The organism is Acidithiobacillus sp. M4-SHS-6, assembly GCF_047421495.1.
In the GTDB taxonomy this organism is placed as follows: Bacteria; Pseudomonadota; Gammaproteobacteria; order Acidithiobacillales; family Acidithiobacillaceae; genus Acidithiobacillus.
On sequence record NZ_CP175559.1, the window covers coordinates 1,337,692 to 1,355,354 of the forward strand.

At 61.6% G+C, this 17,663-nt stretch carries 13 protein-coding genes; 1 reads left to right on the forward strand and 12 read right to left on the reverse strand.

Annotation, left to right across the window (positions count from 1 at the left end):
• Positions 1–2: 2 nt before the first annotated feature.
• The 12 genes from ACJU26_RS06875 to ACJU26_RS06930 form a co-directional block, all read right to left on the reverse strand.
• Positions 3–1,457, reverse strand: coding sequence for an NAD-dependent succinate-semialdehyde dehydrogenase (locus ACJU26_RS06875; protein ID WP_414041764.1), 1,455 nt, complete (start codon positions 1,455–1,457; stop codon positions 3–5).
• A 129-nt stretch (positions 1,458–1,586) separates the two neighbouring features.
• Complete coding sequence (locus tag ACJU26_RS06880) at positions 1,587–2,894, reverse strand: nitrate/sulfonate/bicarbonate ABC transporter ATP-binding protein (RefSeq protein WP_414041765.1); 1,308 nt, start codon at positions 2,892–2,894, stop codon at positions 1,587–1,589.
• Positions 2,895–2,903: 9 nt separating this feature from the next.
• Positions 2,904–4,619 (reverse strand): ABC transporter permease, encoded by a 1,716-nt coding sequence (locus ACJU26_RS06885; RefSeq protein ID WP_414041766.1) that lies wholly within the window; start codon positions 4,617–4,619, stop codon positions 2,904–2,906.
• A 134-nt stretch (positions 4,620–4,753) separates the two neighbouring features.
• Entirely contained in the window at positions 4,754–5,242 is a 489-nt protein-coding gene (locus ACJU26_RS06890; protein WP_414041767.1) for an NADH-quinone oxidoreductase subunit B family protein, read from the reverse strand.
• Positions 5,243–5,335: 93 nt separating this feature from the next.
• Positions 5,336–6,886: an NADH-quinone oxidoreductase subunit C gene (locus tag ACJU26_RS06895; RefSeq protein WP_414041768.1), complete on the reverse strand. Its 1,551-nt coding sequence runs from the start codon at positions 6,884–6,886 to the stop codon at positions 5,336–5,338.
• Entirely contained in the window at positions 6,886–8,337 is a 1,452-nt protein-coding gene (locus ACJU26_RS06900; protein WP_414041769.1) for a hydrogenase 4 subunit F, read from the reverse strand. The genes ACJU26_RS06895 and ACJU26_RS06900 overlap by 1 nt, the downstream gene beginning before the upstream one ends.
• Entirely contained in the window at positions 8,334–9,014 is a 681-nt protein-coding gene (locus ACJU26_RS06905) for a formate hydrogenlyase (protein ID WP_414041770.1), read from the reverse strand. Before ACJU26_RS06905 ends, ACJU26_RS06900 begins: the two co-directional genes overlap by 4 nt.
• 3 nt (positions 9,015–9,017) lie before the next feature.
• A complete protein-coding gene (locus ACJU26_RS06910; protein ID WP_414041771.1) occupies positions 9,018–9,965 on the reverse strand; it encodes a respiratory chain complex I subunit 1 family protein in 948 nt (315 codons plus the stop codon).
• On the reverse strand, positions 9,962–11,938 hold the full coding sequence (gene hyfB, locus ACJU26_RS06915) for a hydrogenase 4 subunit B (RefSeq protein WP_414041772.1): 1,977 nt from the start codon (positions 11,936–11,938) through the stop codon (positions 9,962–9,964). The genes ACJU26_RS06910 and hyfB overlap by 4 nt, the downstream gene beginning before the upstream one ends.
• A gap of 5 nt (positions 11,939–11,943) precedes the next feature.
• Positions 11,944–14,229, reverse strand: a complete 2,286-nt coding sequence (locus ACJU26_RS06920) for a nitric oxide reductase activation protein NorD (protein ID WP_414041773.1) — start codon at positions 14,227–14,229, stop codon at positions 11,944–11,946.
• Complete coding sequence (locus ACJU26_RS06925) at positions 14,222–15,037, reverse strand: CbbQ/NirQ/NorQ/GpvN family protein (RefSeq protein WP_414041774.1); 816 nt, start codon at positions 15,035–15,037, stop codon at positions 14,222–14,224. Before ACJU26_RS06925 ends, ACJU26_RS06920 begins: the two co-directional genes overlap by 8 nt.
• A 98-nt stretch (positions 15,038–15,135) precedes the next feature.
• Positions 15,136–16,515 (reverse strand): ribulose-bisphosphate carboxylase, encoded by a 1,380-nt coding sequence (locus tag ACJU26_RS06930; protein ID WP_414041775.1) that lies wholly within the window; start codon positions 16,513–16,515, stop codon positions 15,136–15,138.
• A gap of 142 nt (positions 16,516–16,657) precedes the next feature.
• On the opposite strand from ACJU26_RS06930, the gene ACJU26_RS06935 reads away from it, so the two are divergent.
• Positions 16,658–17,590 (forward strand): LysR family transcriptional regulator, encoded by a 933-nt coding sequence (locus ACJU26_RS06935; RefSeq protein WP_414041776.1) that lies wholly within the window; start codon positions 16,658–16,660, stop codon positions 17,588–17,590.
• Positions 17,591–17,663 lie beyond the last annotated feature (73 nt).

Here is a 17,663-nt window from a genome sequence, read left to right on the forward strand (position 1 = left end):
GATTATCCCGGTAGTTGGATGGAAACATGACGCAATTGCAGATACTCCTCCAAACCCCATTTGCCGCCTTCGGCGCCCAGTCCGGAAAGCTTGCTGCCGCCAAAGTATGCCTGGGGGGTGGCCGGAGACCCGTCATTGATGCCGACGATGCCGCATTGCAGCGCCTCCGCGACGCGGTAGGCGCGGCCGAGATCGCGCGTCCAGAGATAGGCGGCCAGGCCATAGGGGGTGTCATTGGCAAGGGCGATGGCTTCCGCTTCGTCGCGGAATCCCTGGATGGGCAGCAAAGGGCTGAAGCTTTCTTCGTGGAATATCCGGCTCTGCGGATCGACCTCGGCGAGGAGGGTCGGCGTGCAGTACAGGCCTTGTACAGCCCCTCCGCGCAGCAGTCTTGCACCCCGGTCCAGGGCATCCTGCAATTGCGCCTTGAACTTCTCTACAGCGGTTTCGGAAACCAGCGGCCCGATGTCGGTGTCCTCGGCGAAAGGGTCCCCGACCTGGAGATGACCCATGGCTTCCAGGTAGTGCGCGGTAAACTCCGGCAGGATCGCATCCTCCACATAGAGGCGGTTGGCGGCGACACAGGACTGGCCGGCATAGCGGAATTTGGCGTGGATCGTCATGGCCACCGCCGCGTCGATGTCGGCATCGGCAAAAATCAGCACCGGAGCATGTCCGCCGAGCTCTAGGGCAAGCCGTTTGATGGTCGACGATCCCTGTCCGTAAAGCTTCTGTCCGACCGCCGTGGAACCGGTAAAGCTCAACTTGGCGATGCGTGGGTCCATCATCAGGCGCTCTGCCAATGGCACCGGATCGGCGCTGGGGAGCACCTGCAAAGTGCCGCCTGGGCCTTCGGCCTCCGCCCAGAGCTCGGCAAGTTTCAATGCGGAGAGCGGGGTTTGCTCATCGGGCTTGAGGATGACCGTGCAGCCGGCGGCCAGAGCCGGCGCGATCTTGCGCACGACCATGGAGACCGGGCTGTTCCACGGCGTAATGGCGAATACCGGGCCCACCGGTACTTTCCAGACCTGTAGGCGCTTGTCCGGAAACTGGGAAGGGATGCTTTCGCCGGTGATGCGCTTGCATTCTTCGGCGTACCAGCGCGCCAGGGTGACGGCGGTTTTGATTTCCGCACGACTCTGGCGTATGGGTTTGCCCATCTCCCAGGTGATGAGCCGGGCGAGGTCTCCTGCATGACTCTGGATGAGCTCCGCCCAGCGGCTGAGGATGGCCGCGCGCTGGTAGGCGGTCGTTAGACGCCAGCTTGCAAAAGCGGCCGTTGCCGCCTGCGCCGCTGCTTCCGCCTCCCGGGTTCCACAATCGGCCACTTCGGCGAGTATCCGCCCATCGACAGGGCTTCGCAGCACAAAGCGCGCTGGCAAATCTGTCCAGCTTCCAGCGATGAATGCGGATGTCGGTGCAAGAGGCACGGGATTTTCGGGTGTGCACTGGGTCATGGCGGGGATGTGCTGAAAGTCCAAGGAGTTGACCAGATTGGATATATCGAGGTAACTATATCGCAATCAGGTATGCAGCGCAAAAGGGTCATGCCTGCGCAGCGCGCCAAAATCATCTCGCAGCTTCACCTATACCCCCGGGTTTTCCAGGCTCAGGACGCGGGCATTGTCGTCGTAAGCAAAGATCTCGGCATAGCGTCCCCAGAAGATGGCCGTTTCCAGGACCCGGCGGGCGTCCTCCTCGCTGAGGTGGTCTTCCAGCTCGCCCAGGAAGCGCTCGATCGGCGCCACGTGTCTGGGTCGTTCGTCCAGGATGGTCCGGATGTAGGCCGCGAGGGGAACCCGTTCCAGGAGGTGGCGGGCGAAAAGGGCCTTGCGTTCCTGTACGTCCGCGTTCACGAAATCCCGGCCGCTGGCGGTCAGTTCCACCTGGCCCTCTCCCACCTGGGCGAAGCCCAACAGCACCAGGGCCTCCAGGAGCGGGAAGAGGTCGTCCACCGAAAAATGCATGTCTTCGGCCAGCTCCGGCAGGCTGATACGCGGTGACCCGGCCACCGCTTCCAGAGCGGCCAGGGCCTCCAATAAACCGGCAAGGCGGTTGACGGACACGGCGGGCAGGTGGTACGCGACACCAACCCCTTCCCGCAGCTGCTCGTCGGCCCGTAAGGTCGGGCGTGTAGTCATGATCAGGTAGATTTCACCCACCAGCCCCCGGAAGGCCTCCGACTGCCGGTCCCGGGGTTGGGGCAGGCGCACGGGGATCTCGGCCCGCACGTGACCGGGATTGGCGCCGAAAATCAGGATGCGGTCGGCCATGAGCACGGCTTCCTCGATGTTGTGGGAGACCAGCAGGATCCCGCGGGTGGAAATGCGGTGCTCGCTCCAGAGATCCAGCAGATCGGTGCGCAGGGTCTCGGCGGTGAGCACGTCCAGGGCCGAGAAGGGTTCGTCCATGAGCAGCACGTCGGGGTTGATGACCAGGGCCCGCGCAAAGCCCACCCGTTGGCGCATCCCGCCGGACAGCTCCCGCGGGTAGGCCGACTCGAAGCCGTCCAGACCGATGATGTCGATGGCCTCAAGGGCCCGCTGGCGCCGCGCGGCCTGGGGAACCCGGAGGGCCTCCAGGCCCAGTTCCACGTTCTGGAGCACGGTGAGCCAGGGGAAGTGCGCAAAATTCTGGAAGACCATGGCTACTCCAGGTACCGGTCCTGCCACCGGGCGCCCCCGGTAAAGGACCTCGCCGGAACTGGCTGGGACCAGTCCGGCCATGATCCGCAGGAGGGTGGACTTGCCCGACCCCGAACGCCCCAGGAGCGCCAGGATTTCCCCTTCCTGCAGGCTGATGTCCACATCCTGCAGGATCACCGCCTCCTCCCCTTCCGGGGTCTGGAAGACCTTGCGTACTCCCCGCAGCTCGTAAATGGGTGATCCAGTCATTGAGATTCCTCAGTAGTCCAGGCGCCAGCGCGTTTCCGCCAACCGATAGAGACGGCGCCAGAACAGACGATTGATGATGATCACGAACAGGGACATGACTCCGACGCCCAGGGCAACCTGGTGCAGATTGCCCCGGGCGGTTGCCTCGGTGATGAAGGCACCCAGACCCTTGGCCACCAGGGTATGCTTGCCCCAACTGACCACCTCGGCCACGATGCTGGCATTCCAGGCGCCGCCCGAGGCCGTGATGGCGCCCGTCACATAGGCCGGAAATACGGCAGGGAGCAGGAGGCGGCGCCACAGTTGCCAGCCCCGCACGCCCAGATTGCGGGTAATTTCCAGGAGATCGTTGGGCAGGGCGGAGGCCCCGCCGATGACGTTGAACAGGATATACCACTGACTCCCCAGGATCATCAGGGGGCTCGTCCAGATGTTCACATTGAGATGGAAGTGGATGATGAGCACCACGACCAAGGGAAAGAACAGGTTGGCCGGGAAGGCGGCCAGGAACTGTGCCAACGGCTGCACGCGGCGGGCCATGCGGGGCCGCAATCCGATCCAGACGCCAACGGGCACCCAGAGCAGGGATGACAGCAAGACCAGAACGAACACCCGCGTGGCGGTGAGCAACCCCAGGAACAGGACGTGGAGGACCTCCCGCCAGCCGAACTCGGCAGGAAGGAAGCGCCACAGCGCCCATAGGGCCGCAGCGCCGCCTAATGCAAGGAGGGCCACCAGGGCCCGGTCGATCCATCGTTCCCAATCGGGGTGGAGAGGGTGGTGCCGAAATGATGGCGGCGGCAGGATACGCACGCTCCATTCCCACAATACCGCCGGCAGCAGCAGGGCCCAGCGCAGCAGCCGCGTGCGCTGCAGGAAGGTGCGTACGCTGGAACGCGGCGCGGTATCGCCTGTTACCGTCTCCTGTTTGAACTTGTCGGCCCAGGCAACCAGGGGGCGGAACAGCAGCCAATCGTAGAGCAGGATCACCAGCAGCATGGCAGCGATGGCCCAGAAGATGGCTCCCAGGTCCCGCTGGGTGATGGCCGTGGCGATGTAGGAGCCGATCCCCGGCACCATCACCCGCTGACCGGCCACCGTGATGGCCTCGGCGGCCACCACGAAGAACCATCCCCCCGACATGGACATCATGGTGTTCCAGATGAGCCCCGGCATGGCGAAGGGCAGTTCCAGCTTCCAGAAGCGCTGCCAGCCGTTGAGCCGGTATAGGGCCGCCGCCTCCTGCAATTCCTTGGGGACGGTCTTCAGCGACATGTAAAGGCTGAAGATCATGTTCCACACCTGGGAGGTGAAGACGGCGAAGATCACCGCGAGCTGCAATCCCAGCAGGCTGCCGGGAAACAGGGCCATGAAGCCGGTGACGGTGATGGAGAGGTAGCCCAGGATGGGGACCGACTGGAGCACGTCCAGCAGTGGGATCAATATCTTCTCGGCATAACGGTTCTTGGCCGCCAGGATGGCATAGCCGAAGGTAAAGAGGAGAGAGACCAGCAGGGCCGCCAGCATCCGCAGAACCGTATACAGGGCGTACTCGGGCAAGGCCAGGGGCGACAGGGAGATGGGCAGTACCTGCCCGGGCTGGAAGGGCACCGCCATCCGGTGGCTGGCCTGCACGATCAGCAGGATCAGGCCGAGAAGCAGTGTCAGGGCGATGAGGTCGCGCCGGTTGGGCAGCGGAATGGCAAGACTCGGCAGGCGCGGCATGACGGTCCTTTCGGCGGGCAATAAAACTCAAAGTTATACTATAGACAAAGCAGAGTGCTCATGAAGCGGCTCTTTCGCCAAGAGCACGACTGAACGGGGGCTCCGGGTCAATTCCTGGCCATTGTCCGGTTTTTTCAGGTTTCGCGTCTGGCTGTCATGACTTCTTGCAAGGTCGATAAAATCCTTTCCGGCCGGGGCGGGCATCCAGGACAACGAGCCTGAACGGGTAACAGCTCGTCCACCGCGCCAAGCACTGCATAGCTCTCCTTGAAAATCCCGCCGGTACAGGCGCAATCGCCCAGGGCCAGAACCCACTTGGGATTGGGCATGGCCGCATAGGTTTCCGTCAAAGCGCTGGCCATGTGCCGACTCACGGGGCCGGTGACCAGGAGGATATCGGCATGGCGCGGAGAGGCTACAAAGCGTAGCCCGGTTTGTTCCAGGGTGTAGTGAGGGCCTCCCAAGGCTTGAATCTCCAGTTCGCAGCCATTGCAGGAGCCGGCATCCACATGGCGAATGGCGGCGCTACGCACAAAGGGACTCCCCTTGCCGTTGGGCTTGCCCAGGGTCTTGTCTCTGGCAGGCCAACCCAGACGCCAGGCTTCTTTCAAAATCCGGTACATTTCGTTCTCCTCTGTGCCCTCATCCTCGATCTGGCAGTTGTGGCGCGGGATAGCTCCTCGGCTCTTTCCCGACCGCAGCCGCCGATTTCAGGGTCATAAATCATGGCCGCTGTAGCTCAGATTGAAGGATTTGTTGATGAGCGGGAAATCGGCGACGATATCCCGCAGGACGGCTTCTTCCAGCACGGGCCAGAGGGACCAGGATGGGTCGTGGGGATGGCAACGGGCGATGCGGCCATCCTCCAGTCGCAGGGCCACAAACACTTCGCCCCGCCAGGCCTCGACGATCCCTAGACCTTCTCCCTGCTCTGGGATTCTTGTCAAAGGTCGGCAGTTTTCCCCCCTCGGCAGATCGCCCAGGAGGATATCCTGCCAATCCAGGGAGGCAAAGATTTCCCCAAAACGCAAGGCCCAGCGGGCCGCCACATCACCGCTCGCTTCGAGGATGATGCCAATGGGAATCCGATCATAGGGCGCCGGGGCGAACTGCACCCGGAGATCCCAAGCCTGGCCGCTGGCGCGCCCCACCATCCCTGCCATCCCCCAGTATGCGGCCCGTTTGGGGTCGATGGTGCCGGTGTTCACCAGGCGATCGCGCAGACCGGCATGTTCTCTCAGCAGCAGTTCCAGGTCCAGCAGGCGCTTCCGCCAGGCGGCAGCGCTGCGGCGCAGACGGCCCTGGGTGGCAGGGGAAAGATCCACGGTCAGCCCGCCCGGCTGAATGATATCCATGAGATAACGATGCCCAAAAATTTCCGCGTTTTCCCGCAGTAATTCTTCCTTGATGGCCATCAGTTGCGTCAAGGCAAAGGCGAGGCCGGCGTCATTGCCCATGGCTCCCAGGTCGCCCAGATGATTGGCGATGCGTTCCCGCTCCAGACAGAGGCCGCGCAGGGCCAAGGCACGGTCCGAAAGGGTGATGCCCATCATATTTTCCACCGCCATGGCGTAGGCCCAGGCATAGGCCACCGTGCTATCGCCACTGATCCGACCTGCAAGGCGCAGACCGTCGGCTATCGTCTGACGGTGAAAGAGCCGTTCGACGCCTTTGTGCACATAACCCAGACGCTCCTCCAACTGAAGGACCTGCTCGCCCAGGCAACTGAAGCGGAAATGTCCTGGTTCGATGGTTCCGGCGTGGACGGGGCCGACGGGAATCTCGTGGACATCATCCCCGGGGATGCTTTGGAAAGGGTAGTGGGCATCACCCACCCCGCTCAGTTCGCTTCTGGGAATGGGTCCCTGGCGCAGGGGAAAAAATGAGGCGGGCCAGGCCTCATGGCGCAACCAGGGCCGCCCATCATCATGGCCCTGGGCGTGCAGACCCAGGAGATCGTGAATGGCTCGCTCCTGTCGGGAAGCCGTGGGAAAGACAGCACTCAAGCTGGGATATTGCGGGGTTTCGCCCTCCAGGTCCAGGCTGCACCAGAGACATCCGCGCTCGGCCAGGAACAGGGCGTGGAGGCAGAAGCGCCGAGTGCCGAGGGCTTCGCCCCAGATACCCAGGAGTCGTCCTCCTTGCTGGTGGACCTTCGCGGCCAGTGCCTGCCAGGATGCTTCCGTCAGCCTGGCGCGCCAAACCGGAGGTTGCTCACCCCATGGCTGGAAGGGACCGAACCCGGCGATGAAGAGGCCTTGGCTCATTATTGCATGATTCCATGGATACTGTGGAGCCAGGTTCCCAAAGGGGCGGGGATCCAGATTCCGAGGAGGAGCACCACCAGCAATTGCAGGAAAACGGGGACAAGTCCGGTGGCAACGAGGGGCTTATGGCTGGGTTGCGGTCCGCCATACAGGATCTGGAGCAGGCGCGGAAGGATGGCGGCAAAGGCGGTTCCCAGGCCCAGAATGAGCAAGGGTGTGGTCCAGAAAGCCTGCTGCACGCTCGCGACGACGATCAAAAATTCACTGAGAAACAATGAAGCGGGTGGCAGGCCCAGAACCGCCGCGATGGACAAGAGCAGGGACCAGCCCAGCGTCGGAGAAGACGTGAGGACTCCGCTAAATGCATCCAGCTCCTGCGTGTCGGCCTCCTGAACCGCACGCCCCACCGAGAAAAAGACCGAAGACTTGGCCAGACTATGACCGATCATGTGCAGGACCGCAGCAAAGGTGGCCAAGGAACCCCCCAGGCCGAAGGCGAAGGTGATGAGCCCCATGTGCTCTATCGAAGAATAGGCAAAGAGCCTTTTTATATTGCGCTGGCGCAGCAGGGAGAAACTGGCCAGCAACAAGGAGAGGAGACCGAAGCCGATGAGCAGATGGGCGGCAAAGGCATTCCCCAGGGCGGCATCGGCCAGACTCTTGAAGCGCAGGATGGCGTAAAGGGCCACATTGAGCAGCAAGCCCGAAAGGATGGCGGAAACCGTGCTGGGGCTGGCGGCATGAGCATCGGGGAGCCAATTGTAGAGGGGCGCAAGACCCACCTTGGTACCATAACCCACCAGAACGAAGACGAAGGCGATGGCCACCGCCGCATGATTCAGGCTGGTGGCATGTCGATCCAGGGCCGACCAAAGCAGAGCCCGGGCGCCGTTGCCCAACACCGGCTGGGCGGCAAAATAGAGCAGGACGGTACCAAAGAGGGCCATGGCCAGGCCCACGCCGCAGAGGATGAAATATTTCCAGGCAGCTTCCAGGCTTTCCCCACTGCGTTGCAGGCTGACCAGAAGGACGGTGGACAGGGTCGCCCCCTCCAGCGCCACCCAAAGGATCCCCAGATTGTTGCTGAGCAAGGCCAGCAGCATCATGGTCAGGAAGCTCTGGAACATGGCGTGGTAGAGACGTTGACGGTGCTTGCCGAAGCCCCGATGCTGAACTTCCTGCCGCCAATAGCTGGCGGAAAACCAGGCAGTCATGAGCCCCACCACGCTATTGAGCAGCACCAGGATCAGGGAGAGGGCATCGACGCGGAATTGGTCGGCTGCTGCTTGCAGAGGGCCATTCTGGAGGAAGCGATGCGCGACCAACAGGCTGGCCAGGAAGACCAGCAGATTGACCCCCAGGAAGATTCTCCGCCCTCGTTGACCATCGCCCCAAAGGGCAAGGAGGGGAATGCCCGCAGCGGCGATGCCCAGAAGCCAGATCAGGATCATCGATCCTCCCGCAGCTGTTCCAGCCAGTGCAAATCCAGACTCTCGAAGTTCTCCCGGATATGGAAGAAGAACACGCCGAGGATGATGAAACCGATCAGCGCGTCCAGAGCGATGCCCAGTTCCACGATCAGGGGCATCCCCAAGGTGGCGCTGGTGGCGGCGAAAAAGAGGGCATTATCCATGGCCAGGAAGCCTACCACCTGGGAGATGGCCTTGCGCCGGGTGATCATCATCAGGAAGGCGAGCAAAAAGGCCGCCAGGGCGATGCCCAGCATCCCATGGGTGGCCACCGGCAGGGTCCCGGCCAAGGGGGCGGCAAGAGAGAAGGCAAAAATGACCAGGACGATGCCGACGAGTTGGGTACTGGTCACATTGAGGCTCATTTCCACATCGGCACGGACCTGGAGACGACGCAGCAGGCGATGGAGGATTGCGGGGATCAAGAGCGCCTTGAGACCCAGAGTGAGAGCGGCGGAGACCCAAAGCAGGCGATCGCCAGTGAGTAGCGCCGCCAGGGCGGTGCTCAGAGCCAGAGTGGCCCCCTGCCAGGCCAGCAGATGGATGAGACTGAGCAGACGACGCTGGGCCAGCAGGGCGAAGCTCAGCAGGAGCATCCAGGCGGCCAGGAATTTCAGGATCGTCGGTAAGAAAGGGAAGAACCCGCTGGCTGCATGCATCTTTCAAGCCCCGAGAATGAACTGGGTGAGCAGGCCGATCACCCCGAAAAGAAAAGCCGTGGCGGCGAATTCCGGGACCCGGAACAGGCGTTTTTTGGCCAGCAGGGTTTCCACCAGCGCCAGCACGGGTGCCGCGAGCAGCAATTTCAACCCGAGTGCCAGGGCGGCCAGCAACAGGGCGCTGGCGCTGGCATGATCGGCAATGCCCCAAGGAAAGAACAGGGCAATCCCGATGGACACATAGAGCAGGAGTTTTACCTGTGCACCCCACTCCAGCAGCGCCAGGTGCCGACCCGAATATTCCAGCAGCATGGCTTCATGGATCATGGTGAGTTCCAGATGGGTGGCGGGATTGTCCACCGGAATGCGGGCGTTTTCGATCAAGAGGACCAGGAAAAAGGCGGCGGCTGCAAAAACCATGCTGGGATGCAGGGTAAAGACTCCTTCCTGGGCGTGCAGGACGATGCTGGGCAGCGAAGTGGAGCCAGCCAGCAGGGAGAGAATGAAGAAAGCGCTGAGCAAGGCTGGCTCTGCCAGGGCGGAGACCAACATTTCCCGATGGGCGCCCAGGTCGGCAAAGGGAGTACCCGTATCCATGGCCGCCAGCACCTGGAAAACCCTGGCCACGGCCAGCAACCCCACGAGGGCGATGACATCGGCATCCCGGGCCAAGGGCAGTGCTATGCTGAGGACGGGGACTATGGCGCTGGCCATGACCTTGGTACCAAAAAGGATGTAAGGACTGAAACGAAAAAGCCAGGAAGCCTCCTCGGGAAGGATGGACTCTTTGTGAAAGAGCCGCCAGAGATCCCGGTACGCTTGTCCGAGTCCCGCGGGGCGCCGGTTTTGCAAGATGGCCCGCAACATCTGTAGCCAGGCCGCGAAGAGCGGGGCGAGGATCAGAATGACCAGCACCTGCAAGCCCTGGGCTCCCCAAGTGCTCCAGCTCATCGAATCACCATCAAGAGCAATACCAGGGTCAAGAAGGCGTAGAGCAGGTAAGCGGTAATCCGGCCCTGCTGCAGGCGCAAGGCCTGGCGGGACAGACCTTGCGCCGTCCGCTGCAGTGGCAGATAGAGCCGGGTCCAGAAGGGATCAGCAACAACCACTTGCAGACCTTGTTCAGGGTCCCTGCGGATTTCACTTTGATGGATACTCTGGAATATCCGCAGCAGGGGTTGACTGAAACCGGCCGGGCTGTCCTGCATGCGTGGCGTGCGTTTACCGGCAAAACCACAGGCCCAGACCGGCATGTGGCGCAGGGGGCGTCCGAAGCGCCACCACACCAGGACGAAGGTCAGGAGGATGGCCAATACGATGCCCAGGAGGAAGGCCCCAGGCAGATAGCTGGCCCGTTGGGGAGAAATGGGCGTCAGGCTCCATACTTGTTGGAGACTCAAGTGGCTTTGCTGCAGGAGGAGGTCAGTCACGCCATGCAGACGGTTGACGATGGCTCCGGGCAGCAGGCCCAGGACGATGCATCCCAAGGCCAGGAAAGCCATGGCCAATCGTTCCCAGCGGCCCGCTTCCCGGACCGGGGCAGCGGCACGGGCCTGGCCCAGAAAACTGAGGCCGAAGCACTTGACCATGGCAAAACTCGCCAGGGCCAGAATCAGCACGACGCCCGCAGCAGCCAGGGGCAGCATCGCCTGCAAGGTTCCCGAAGCCATCTGCGGCGCCAGGAGGAAGGCTTGCAGCAGCATCCATTCCGAGGCGAAGCCATTGAGGGGCGGGAGCCCGGCGATGGCCAGGGTGCCAATGAGCATCAGCAAACTGGTCTGGGGCATGGAGCGAATGAGGCCACCCAGCCGGGCCATATCGACGGTGCCCGTCCGGTGCAAGACGCTGCCGCTGCCCAGAAAGAGGAGACCCTTGAAGAAGGCATGGTTGAGAACCTGAAACAGTCCCGCGCTGAGGGCCAGGGCTGCCAGGGTCAGCCGGCCCTCGGCGGCAAAGATGCGCGCCAGTCCCAAGGCGACCAGGACCAAGCCCATATTCTCCATGGACGAATAGGCAAGGAGACGTTTCATGTCCCGTTGCAAGGCCGAAAAAAGCACTCCGAATCCAGCGCTCAGGAGACCCAGAATCAACCAGACCAAGCCCCAAGTGATGCCATGGGGAGAAAGGATTTGCCAGTCGATTCGCAACAGGCCATAGAGGGCGATGGGGAGCATGGCGGCGCTCATGAGCGCGGAGATGGGCGCAGGTGCGGCGGGATGGGCTTCGGGGAGCCAGACGTGAGCGGGCAGCATGCCCAGTTTGCTGCCGAAACCCAGGAGGGTCAGCAACAGGATCGCCTGGGTCGCCCAGGGCGCAAAGCCATGGGATGCCATGTCTGAGAAGTCACTACCGCGCAGCACTTCGCCATGACAGAGCAAGGCAAAGGCGGCCAGGAGGCACAGGGTTCCCAGTTGGGCCAGCACCAGATAGAGCACGGCAGCCTGACGCGCCTTGCCTTCCTGGGCATTGCTCAGGATGAGAAAGCCGGAACTCAGGGCCATGAATTCCCAGGCGGCCAGAAAGGTATAAGCATTGTCGGCCAGGATAACGACTGCCATGGACGAAAGAAACAGGGGAAAAGGAATGAGCAGCCGTTGCAGCTCTCCGCGCTGGAAACCGTGAAAATAGCCCAGGGCATGGAGGGAAGCGGTGCTGCCGACCACCCCCAGGGGGATCAGGAAAAAGGCGCTGAGGGGATCGAGCTGGAACTGCCACAGGATGGTGTTGCCGACGCTGAGGATGGCGGGTTCTGGCTCGGTGCCGAGTCCCAGGACTCCGGCGGCCAGCCAGAGCAGGCTCATCACCATCGTCGCCAGAAAACTGAACTGGCGCGACCAGACCGGGTGGCGTCCCAGCAGGAGAGCGGCGAGGCTCAGCAAGGGGCCGCTGCTGGCAGCGATGAGGGCGAGTTGGAGGGGCAGCATCCCATTCATCGGGTCAGGGCCAGAAACATCTGTGGCAGCCGTTCGGGCAGCCGTTCGACCTGATCGATGACGGTGTATTGACGGCCGAAAATAGCGCTGACATAGCTGTCGGCCTGGGGATCGAGGCTGATGCAGTAGGGGTAGATCCCTTGCTGGTCCAGTTCATGCACAGCCTGCCGCGCATCGGCGACGAGCTGCTGGGGATCGGTCACGTCGATATCCGATGGCGCACCGTCGGTGAGCACGAGCAGCAGCTTTTTGTCTGCCCGGCGCGCACCCAGATACTGACCCGCATGGCGCAGCGCCGCGCCCATGCGGGTGGACCAGCGCGCCTGCATCCCGGCCAGTCGGGCCTTGACCTGCTCGTCCCAGTGTTCGCCAAAGCCCTTGATATGCAGATAGCGCAGATCATGCCGGGTATTGGAGTGAAAGCCGGCAATGGCAAAGGGATCGCCCAGGGTTTCGATGGCCCAGGCCAGCAGCGAGACCGCCTCCTGGCTCAGTTCCAGGATGCTTTGTCGAGTCCCCGCCACCGGATCGGCCAGGGAGGCCGACAAATCGAGCAGTAATAAGACGGCAATGTCGCGGCCATTGCTTTCGTGGCGCAGGTTGATGCGGGGGTCGGGGACCGCGCCACTCTTGAAGTCGATGAGCGCGTTCAGGGCCACATCCAGGTCCAGCTCGCTACCGTCCTCCTGATAGCGGATGCGCACCTTATCCTGGGGCTTGAGCAGATCGAAGAGGCGGCGCAGCCGCCTGGCCAGTATGGCATGTTTTTCCAGTAACTGGTCGATGCTCGCCGGATCGCCACTGGGGTGCAGGGTGTCATAAACACTGACCCAGTCCGGGCGATAGCTCAGGCTCTGGTAGTCCCATTCCGGGTAATGGCGGGGCGGCAGGCCCGATGTTTCTTCGCTTTGGCGTACCCGGGGTTCCTGCTCGAAGCTCTCCTCTTCGTCGCCCGACTCGATGAATGCCCATAAATTGCGATTATCGTCGCGATAATCGATCTCCGTATCGGCGAAATGAATATTGGCAAACTGGTCACTGGGGCGTCGGGTACGGGTGACGAATTCCAGAGCCAGGGCAGCGGTTTCCGCTGTCGTGCCGGGTCCTGCTGCCAGGAGGGCGTGAAAACGGGCGACAAAGTCGTTCAAGAGCGAATCGCGGTAGCCATGCAGTGGATCGAGCAGGGCCCGTGAAAGCATGGCCAGACGATGGCGCAGACAAGAGGTGGTCTCCGGGTCGCAGGCATCTTCCACCGGTTTGGGGTGCAGGGCGAGCAGGATACGGCGGAATCCCGGATATTCGCGCATCAGCAGGATGTCGATGCGGCAATCCTCGAAAAATTCCACCGCCATGCGTTGGAAGGGGCTCCAGTTGTCGGCGATCAGCGGCCGGCTCCAGCGCCGATGCCCCACCATGTGGGCCAGGGCGGCGCGATAGCGGTCGATTCCCGGAACGGTACGCGCGTCGTCATAGGCGTCCGGGAGACGAAATCCCAGCCGATCGAAGTAGGGCACCGGACGGCGCAAGTGGTGGAAGGCCGTGGAGTAGGGAATGAGGGGAGCCTCGTCCTGCCAGAGGCCCCGCAGATAGAGGTCGAGCTGACGCTCGGCGTCGCTGAGCAAGGTGCCATGGCGCTCGCGTTGCAGCACCGCCCGGCTGTCGGCCGACTGCAGGCTGAAATAGTCCTGCTGCCGCTCGGGGTGCTGGGCGTGGTTGCGCACGCCGTAATCCACCCAGTTGGCCAGACCGCCCAGATTGACCTGGGCGAGGAGGGCGGGTGCCTGGGCCAGGAATTCCGGCAGCCCAGGACTGGGGAGGGTGCTTTGATGGCCATGGATCGAGCCGGTCGTACGCCGCATCAGATCGAGGACGATGCCCAGATAATCCTGGAGCAGTTCGCTGGATTGCAGGCAGCGCGCCACCGGGGCCAAGGTCTGCAGCAGGGGGGTGATGGCCCGAGCGTTGGGAGATTTTTGCAAGCAGTCGATGCTGTCCATCAGCGCCGGCAGTACCGACTCATCCAGCGCCTTGACCACCTCGGGCCATTCTTCCAGGAAGACCAGCAGCGGCTCGACCCCGCGACCCAGTTTGCCGATCTGTCGGGCCGCCTCGAGGTAGGCGTCGAGGCCCTGGGGACTGAGTACGAGCAGCGCCCCATCCAGAAGATCGGGAAAGACTTCCTCGACCTCGGCAAAGTGCGTGTCCAGGCGTTGCCAGGCACTGATCAGCAATGCCTGACGTTCTGCGCTCTGAGCCGTGCCGGCGGCCTGGGTCTCAGGCAAAGGTGGCCGCGATGGCATGGTCGAGGGTGGCGCGGATGTCGGCGTCGTCGGTGATGGGTGCGACCAGCGCCATCTGGCAGGCTTCCTGGGGGGAGACCCCATCCTCGATCAGGCTGGCGGCATAGACCAGCAGGCGGGTAGAGATGCCCTCGTCGAGTCCGTGGCCCTTGAGGCGCCGCGCCACCGCAGCGATTTTCACCAGTTGCGCGGCGCGCTCCGGCGCTACCCCGGTTTCCCGGACCAGAATGGCGGCTTCCAGATCGGCCGCCGGGTAGTCGAAATCAAAGGCGGTAAAGCGCTGTTTGGTCGATGTCTTGAGGTCTTTCAGCAGGCTCTGGTAGCCGGGATTGTAGGATATGACCAGTTGGAAGTCGGCATGTGCCTGGATGAGTTCCCCTTTCTTGTCCAGGGGCAGCACCCGGCGGTGGTCGGTGAGGGGATGGATGACCACGGTGGTATCCTGGCGGGCTTCGACCACTTCATCCAGGTAACAAATGGCCCCGAAGCGCGCCGCCGTGGTCAGGGGACCGTCGATCCAGCGGGTGCCGTTGGCATCGAGGAGATAACGACCGACCAGATCGCTGGCGGTCATGTCCTCATTGCAAGCCACGGTAATCAATGGCTTGTTCAGCTTCCAGGCCATGTATTCGATGAACCTGGATTTGCCGCAGCCGGTGGGTCCCTTGACCATCACCGGCAGGCGTTTGCGGTAGGCCGCTGCAAAGAGGGCGACCTCGTTTCCCTGCGCCTGATAGAAAGGTTCGTTCCGCAGCAGGAATGGGTCGAGATGGGCAGTGGGATCCGTCACTTTGCTTGGCCTCTTCGATGAATCACGGAATGGGGAGCCCCGCAGTTCGGGGCTGTTCTGCCCCCGTACGAGCCGTGCGGGGGGATGCTGGATGGCGATCAGCGATGGGTGCCAATCTTGTCCCGCCAGCCCGGGTAGAGCTTGTCGGCATCCTGGGGGAAGGACTCGAAGGCGCGGGCAAATTCCTTGTGGTCCTTGGCCCACTCGATGGGGTCGGCCTTGGCCTTCCAGCACTCATAAGCCTGGCGCAGGGAGAGCGCGCCGGCGGCCGGGCTGTCGATATGACCGTAGGAGCCACCGCCGGCAGTATTGATCACGTTGCCATGGCCGAGGTTTTCAAAGAAACCGGGCAGACGCAGGGCATTCATGCCGCCGGAAATGATCGGAGTAGTGGGCTTCATGCCGTACCACTTCTGAAAATACACGGGTCCCTGGCATTCATCCCGCTCGATCATGTAGGCGATGATCCGGTCGTCATGCTCTCCTTCCATTTTGCCATACCCCATGGTGCCGACATGGATGCCCGATGCGCCCTGCAGCCGCGCGATTTTGGCCAGCACGAAAGCCGTATAACCCCGTTTGGCCGATGGCGAAGTGATCATACCATGACCAGCGCGGTGATAGTGAAGATACTGGGCCGGGTATTGCCGCCGGGCCGTGGTGATCATGCCGGGACCACCCACGAAGCCGTCCACCAGGAAGGCCACCTTGTCGGCGTCGGGTCCGAAGGTCTCCAGCGCGAAATCGGCGCGGGCGCACATCTCGTAGTGGTCATCGGCGGTGATGTTCATGGAGAACAGTTTGGCCTGACCCGTCTCATCCATGGCGCGCTTCATGGCGTCGGCCACCAGCGGAATGGTCTTCTTGAGCGGCGCAAATACCTGGTTGCCCTGGGGTTCGTCATTCTTGATGAAGTCGCCGCCCAGCCAGAACTGATAGGCCGCCTGAGCGAAGGGTTCTGGACGCAGGCCCAGTTTGGGCTTGATGATGGTGCCGGCGATGTAGCCGCCATCCTTGATCGGGCGTCCAAGGATGCGCCAGAGGTCGGAAATGTCCCGGCTGGGACCATCGAAGAGCTGAATCGCCCGGGGGGGCACCCAGAAATCGATCATCTTGGCGTGGGCGATGTCTCCCATGCCCTGGTTGTTGCCGATGGCCAGGGTCAGGAAAGATACTATCATCATGCGTCCATCGGTGATGTTGCGGTCGAAGAGCTCCAGCGGATAGGCGATCCGCAGGTCTTCGTTGGCCTCGTCGATGTGGTAGACGAGGGCGTCCACACCCTTGGTGAAGTCGTCGGTCGTCGAGACTTCCACATTGGTGCCGGTGGAAGACTCGGCGGCAAAGTGGGCCGCTGCTTCCAGGTAGCCGTGCCCGGCCTTGGGCTTCATCTTGTAGGCCACCAGAATATGCTGGCCTGCCTTGATCAGTTCGTCCTCTTTGAGGGATAGATCAGCATAACGTGCAGATTGATCCATGGCATTCACTCCTTGTATTGTCCAGGAGTGAATACTGTACATGGACAAAATCATCAATAAAAACGATTATTTAAAATAGACATAATTAGAAATAATAATGATTGTTCGCGGTGAGGCAAAGTTGCAAGGATGGCCAAACTCTATGGATATGAAAAATATCACCTTACGTCAGCTGGATATTTTGAAGATGCTGGGAGCTACCGGTTCCTATACCAAGGCAGCAGAACGCCTGCACCTTACCCAGTCTGCCGTCTATGTCCAGGTACGCAAGCTGGAGCAGGAGATTGGTCTGCCGCTGACCGAGCAAGTGGGGAAAAAGGTTTTTTTGACCGATGCGGGCAGCGAGGTTTTGCGTACCAGCACGCAGATCAAGACTCAGTTGGAGGAACTATCTCGTTCTCTGGAACATTTGCGCGATGTGGATGATGGGCAACTGCGCATTGCCGTGACCTCGGCCGCCAATGCTTTTGCCGTCGACATTCTCGCCCGTTTTCGTCAACAGCATGCCCATGTCAAGGTCCTGTTGAATATTGCCAATCGCAAGGAGGTTCTGGAAAGTCTGGAACGCAATGATATCGACATGGCCATCATGGGTGAGCCACCGCAAAACCTGGATTTGCTGGCATTACCCTTTCATCGGAACGATTTGATCGTTATCGCCGCTGCCGATCACCCTTTGGTCAGAGGGCCCCGTATCCCGCTCGAACGACTTGTGCAAGAAACCTTCGTGCTGCGTGAACCCGGATCAGGGACCCGCGAGGCGATTTTGCGCTATTTTGAAGGGCATGGGCTGCAAATCGAGGGAGAATTGATCATGAACAACAATGAGTCGATCAAGCAGGCCGTCAAAGTCGGGATGGGGGTGGCAATCGTTGCGCGGCATAGCGTGCTCACCAAGATCGAGGCCGGTTATCTTTGTGAGTTGAAGGTCGAGGGTTTCCCTTTATCGAGAATGTGGCATATCGTGCATCGGAAAGGAAAAAATCTGGCCCCAGCCCCCTTTTGTTTCAAAACCTACCTGTTGCAGCATCAATATGTGCGTAGCACCCAGGAGTTTTCCCAAATCATTTCCTGATAGCCGTTGCTCAGTAAGGGCAAGCTCGCCTTGCCGGAACAGGGGTGCTTGTGCTTGCCAAAACATATCCAGC

Excerpts from the sequence above, each read along its gene's own strand:
- ACJU26_RS06875 (WP_414041764.1), bottom strand. The coding sequence starts at position 1,457 with ATGACCCAGTGCACACCCGAAAATCCCGTGCCTCTTGCACCGACATCC.
- ACJU26_RS06880 (WP_414041765.1), bottom strand. The coding sequence starts at position 2,894 with ATGACTGGATCACCCATTTACGAGCTGCGGGGAGTACGCAAGGTCTTC.
- ACJU26_RS06885 (WP_414041766.1), bottom strand. The coding sequence starts at position 4,619 with ATGCCGCGCCTGCCGAGTCTTGCCATTCCGCTGCCCAACCGGCGCGAC.
- ACJU26_RS06890 (WP_414041767.1), bottom strand. The coding sequence starts at position 5,242 with ATGTACCGGATTTTGAAAGAAGCCTGGCGTCTGGGTTGGCCTGCCAGA.
- ACJU26_RS06895 (WP_414041768.1), bottom strand. The coding sequence starts at position 6,886 with ATGAGCCAAGGCCTCTTCATCGCCGGGTTCGGTCCCTTCCAGCCATGG.
- ACJU26_RS06900 (WP_414041769.1), bottom strand. The coding sequence starts at position 8,337 with ATGATCCTGATCTGGCTTCTGGGCATCGCCGCTGCGGGCATTCCCCTC.
- ACJU26_RS06905 (WP_414041770.1), bottom strand. The coding sequence starts at position 9,014 with ATGCATGCAGCCAGCGGGTTCTTCCCTTTCTTACCGACGATCCTGAAA.
- ACJU26_RS06910 (WP_414041771.1), bottom strand. The coding sequence starts at position 9,965 with ATGAGCTGGAGCACTTGGGGAGCCCAGGGCTTGCAGGTGCTGGTCATT.
- hyfB (WP_414041772.1), bottom strand. The coding sequence starts at position 11,938 with ATGCTGCCCCTCCAACTCGCCCTCATCGCTGCCAGCAGCGGCCCCTTG.
- ACJU26_RS06930 (WP_414041775.1), bottom strand. The coding sequence starts at position 16,515 with ATGGATCAATCTGCACGTTATGCTGATCTATCCCTCAAAGAGGACGAA.
- ACJU26_RS06935 (WP_414041776.1), top strand. The coding sequence starts at position 16,658 with ATGGATATGAAAAATATCACCTTACGTCAGCTGGATATTTTGAAGATG.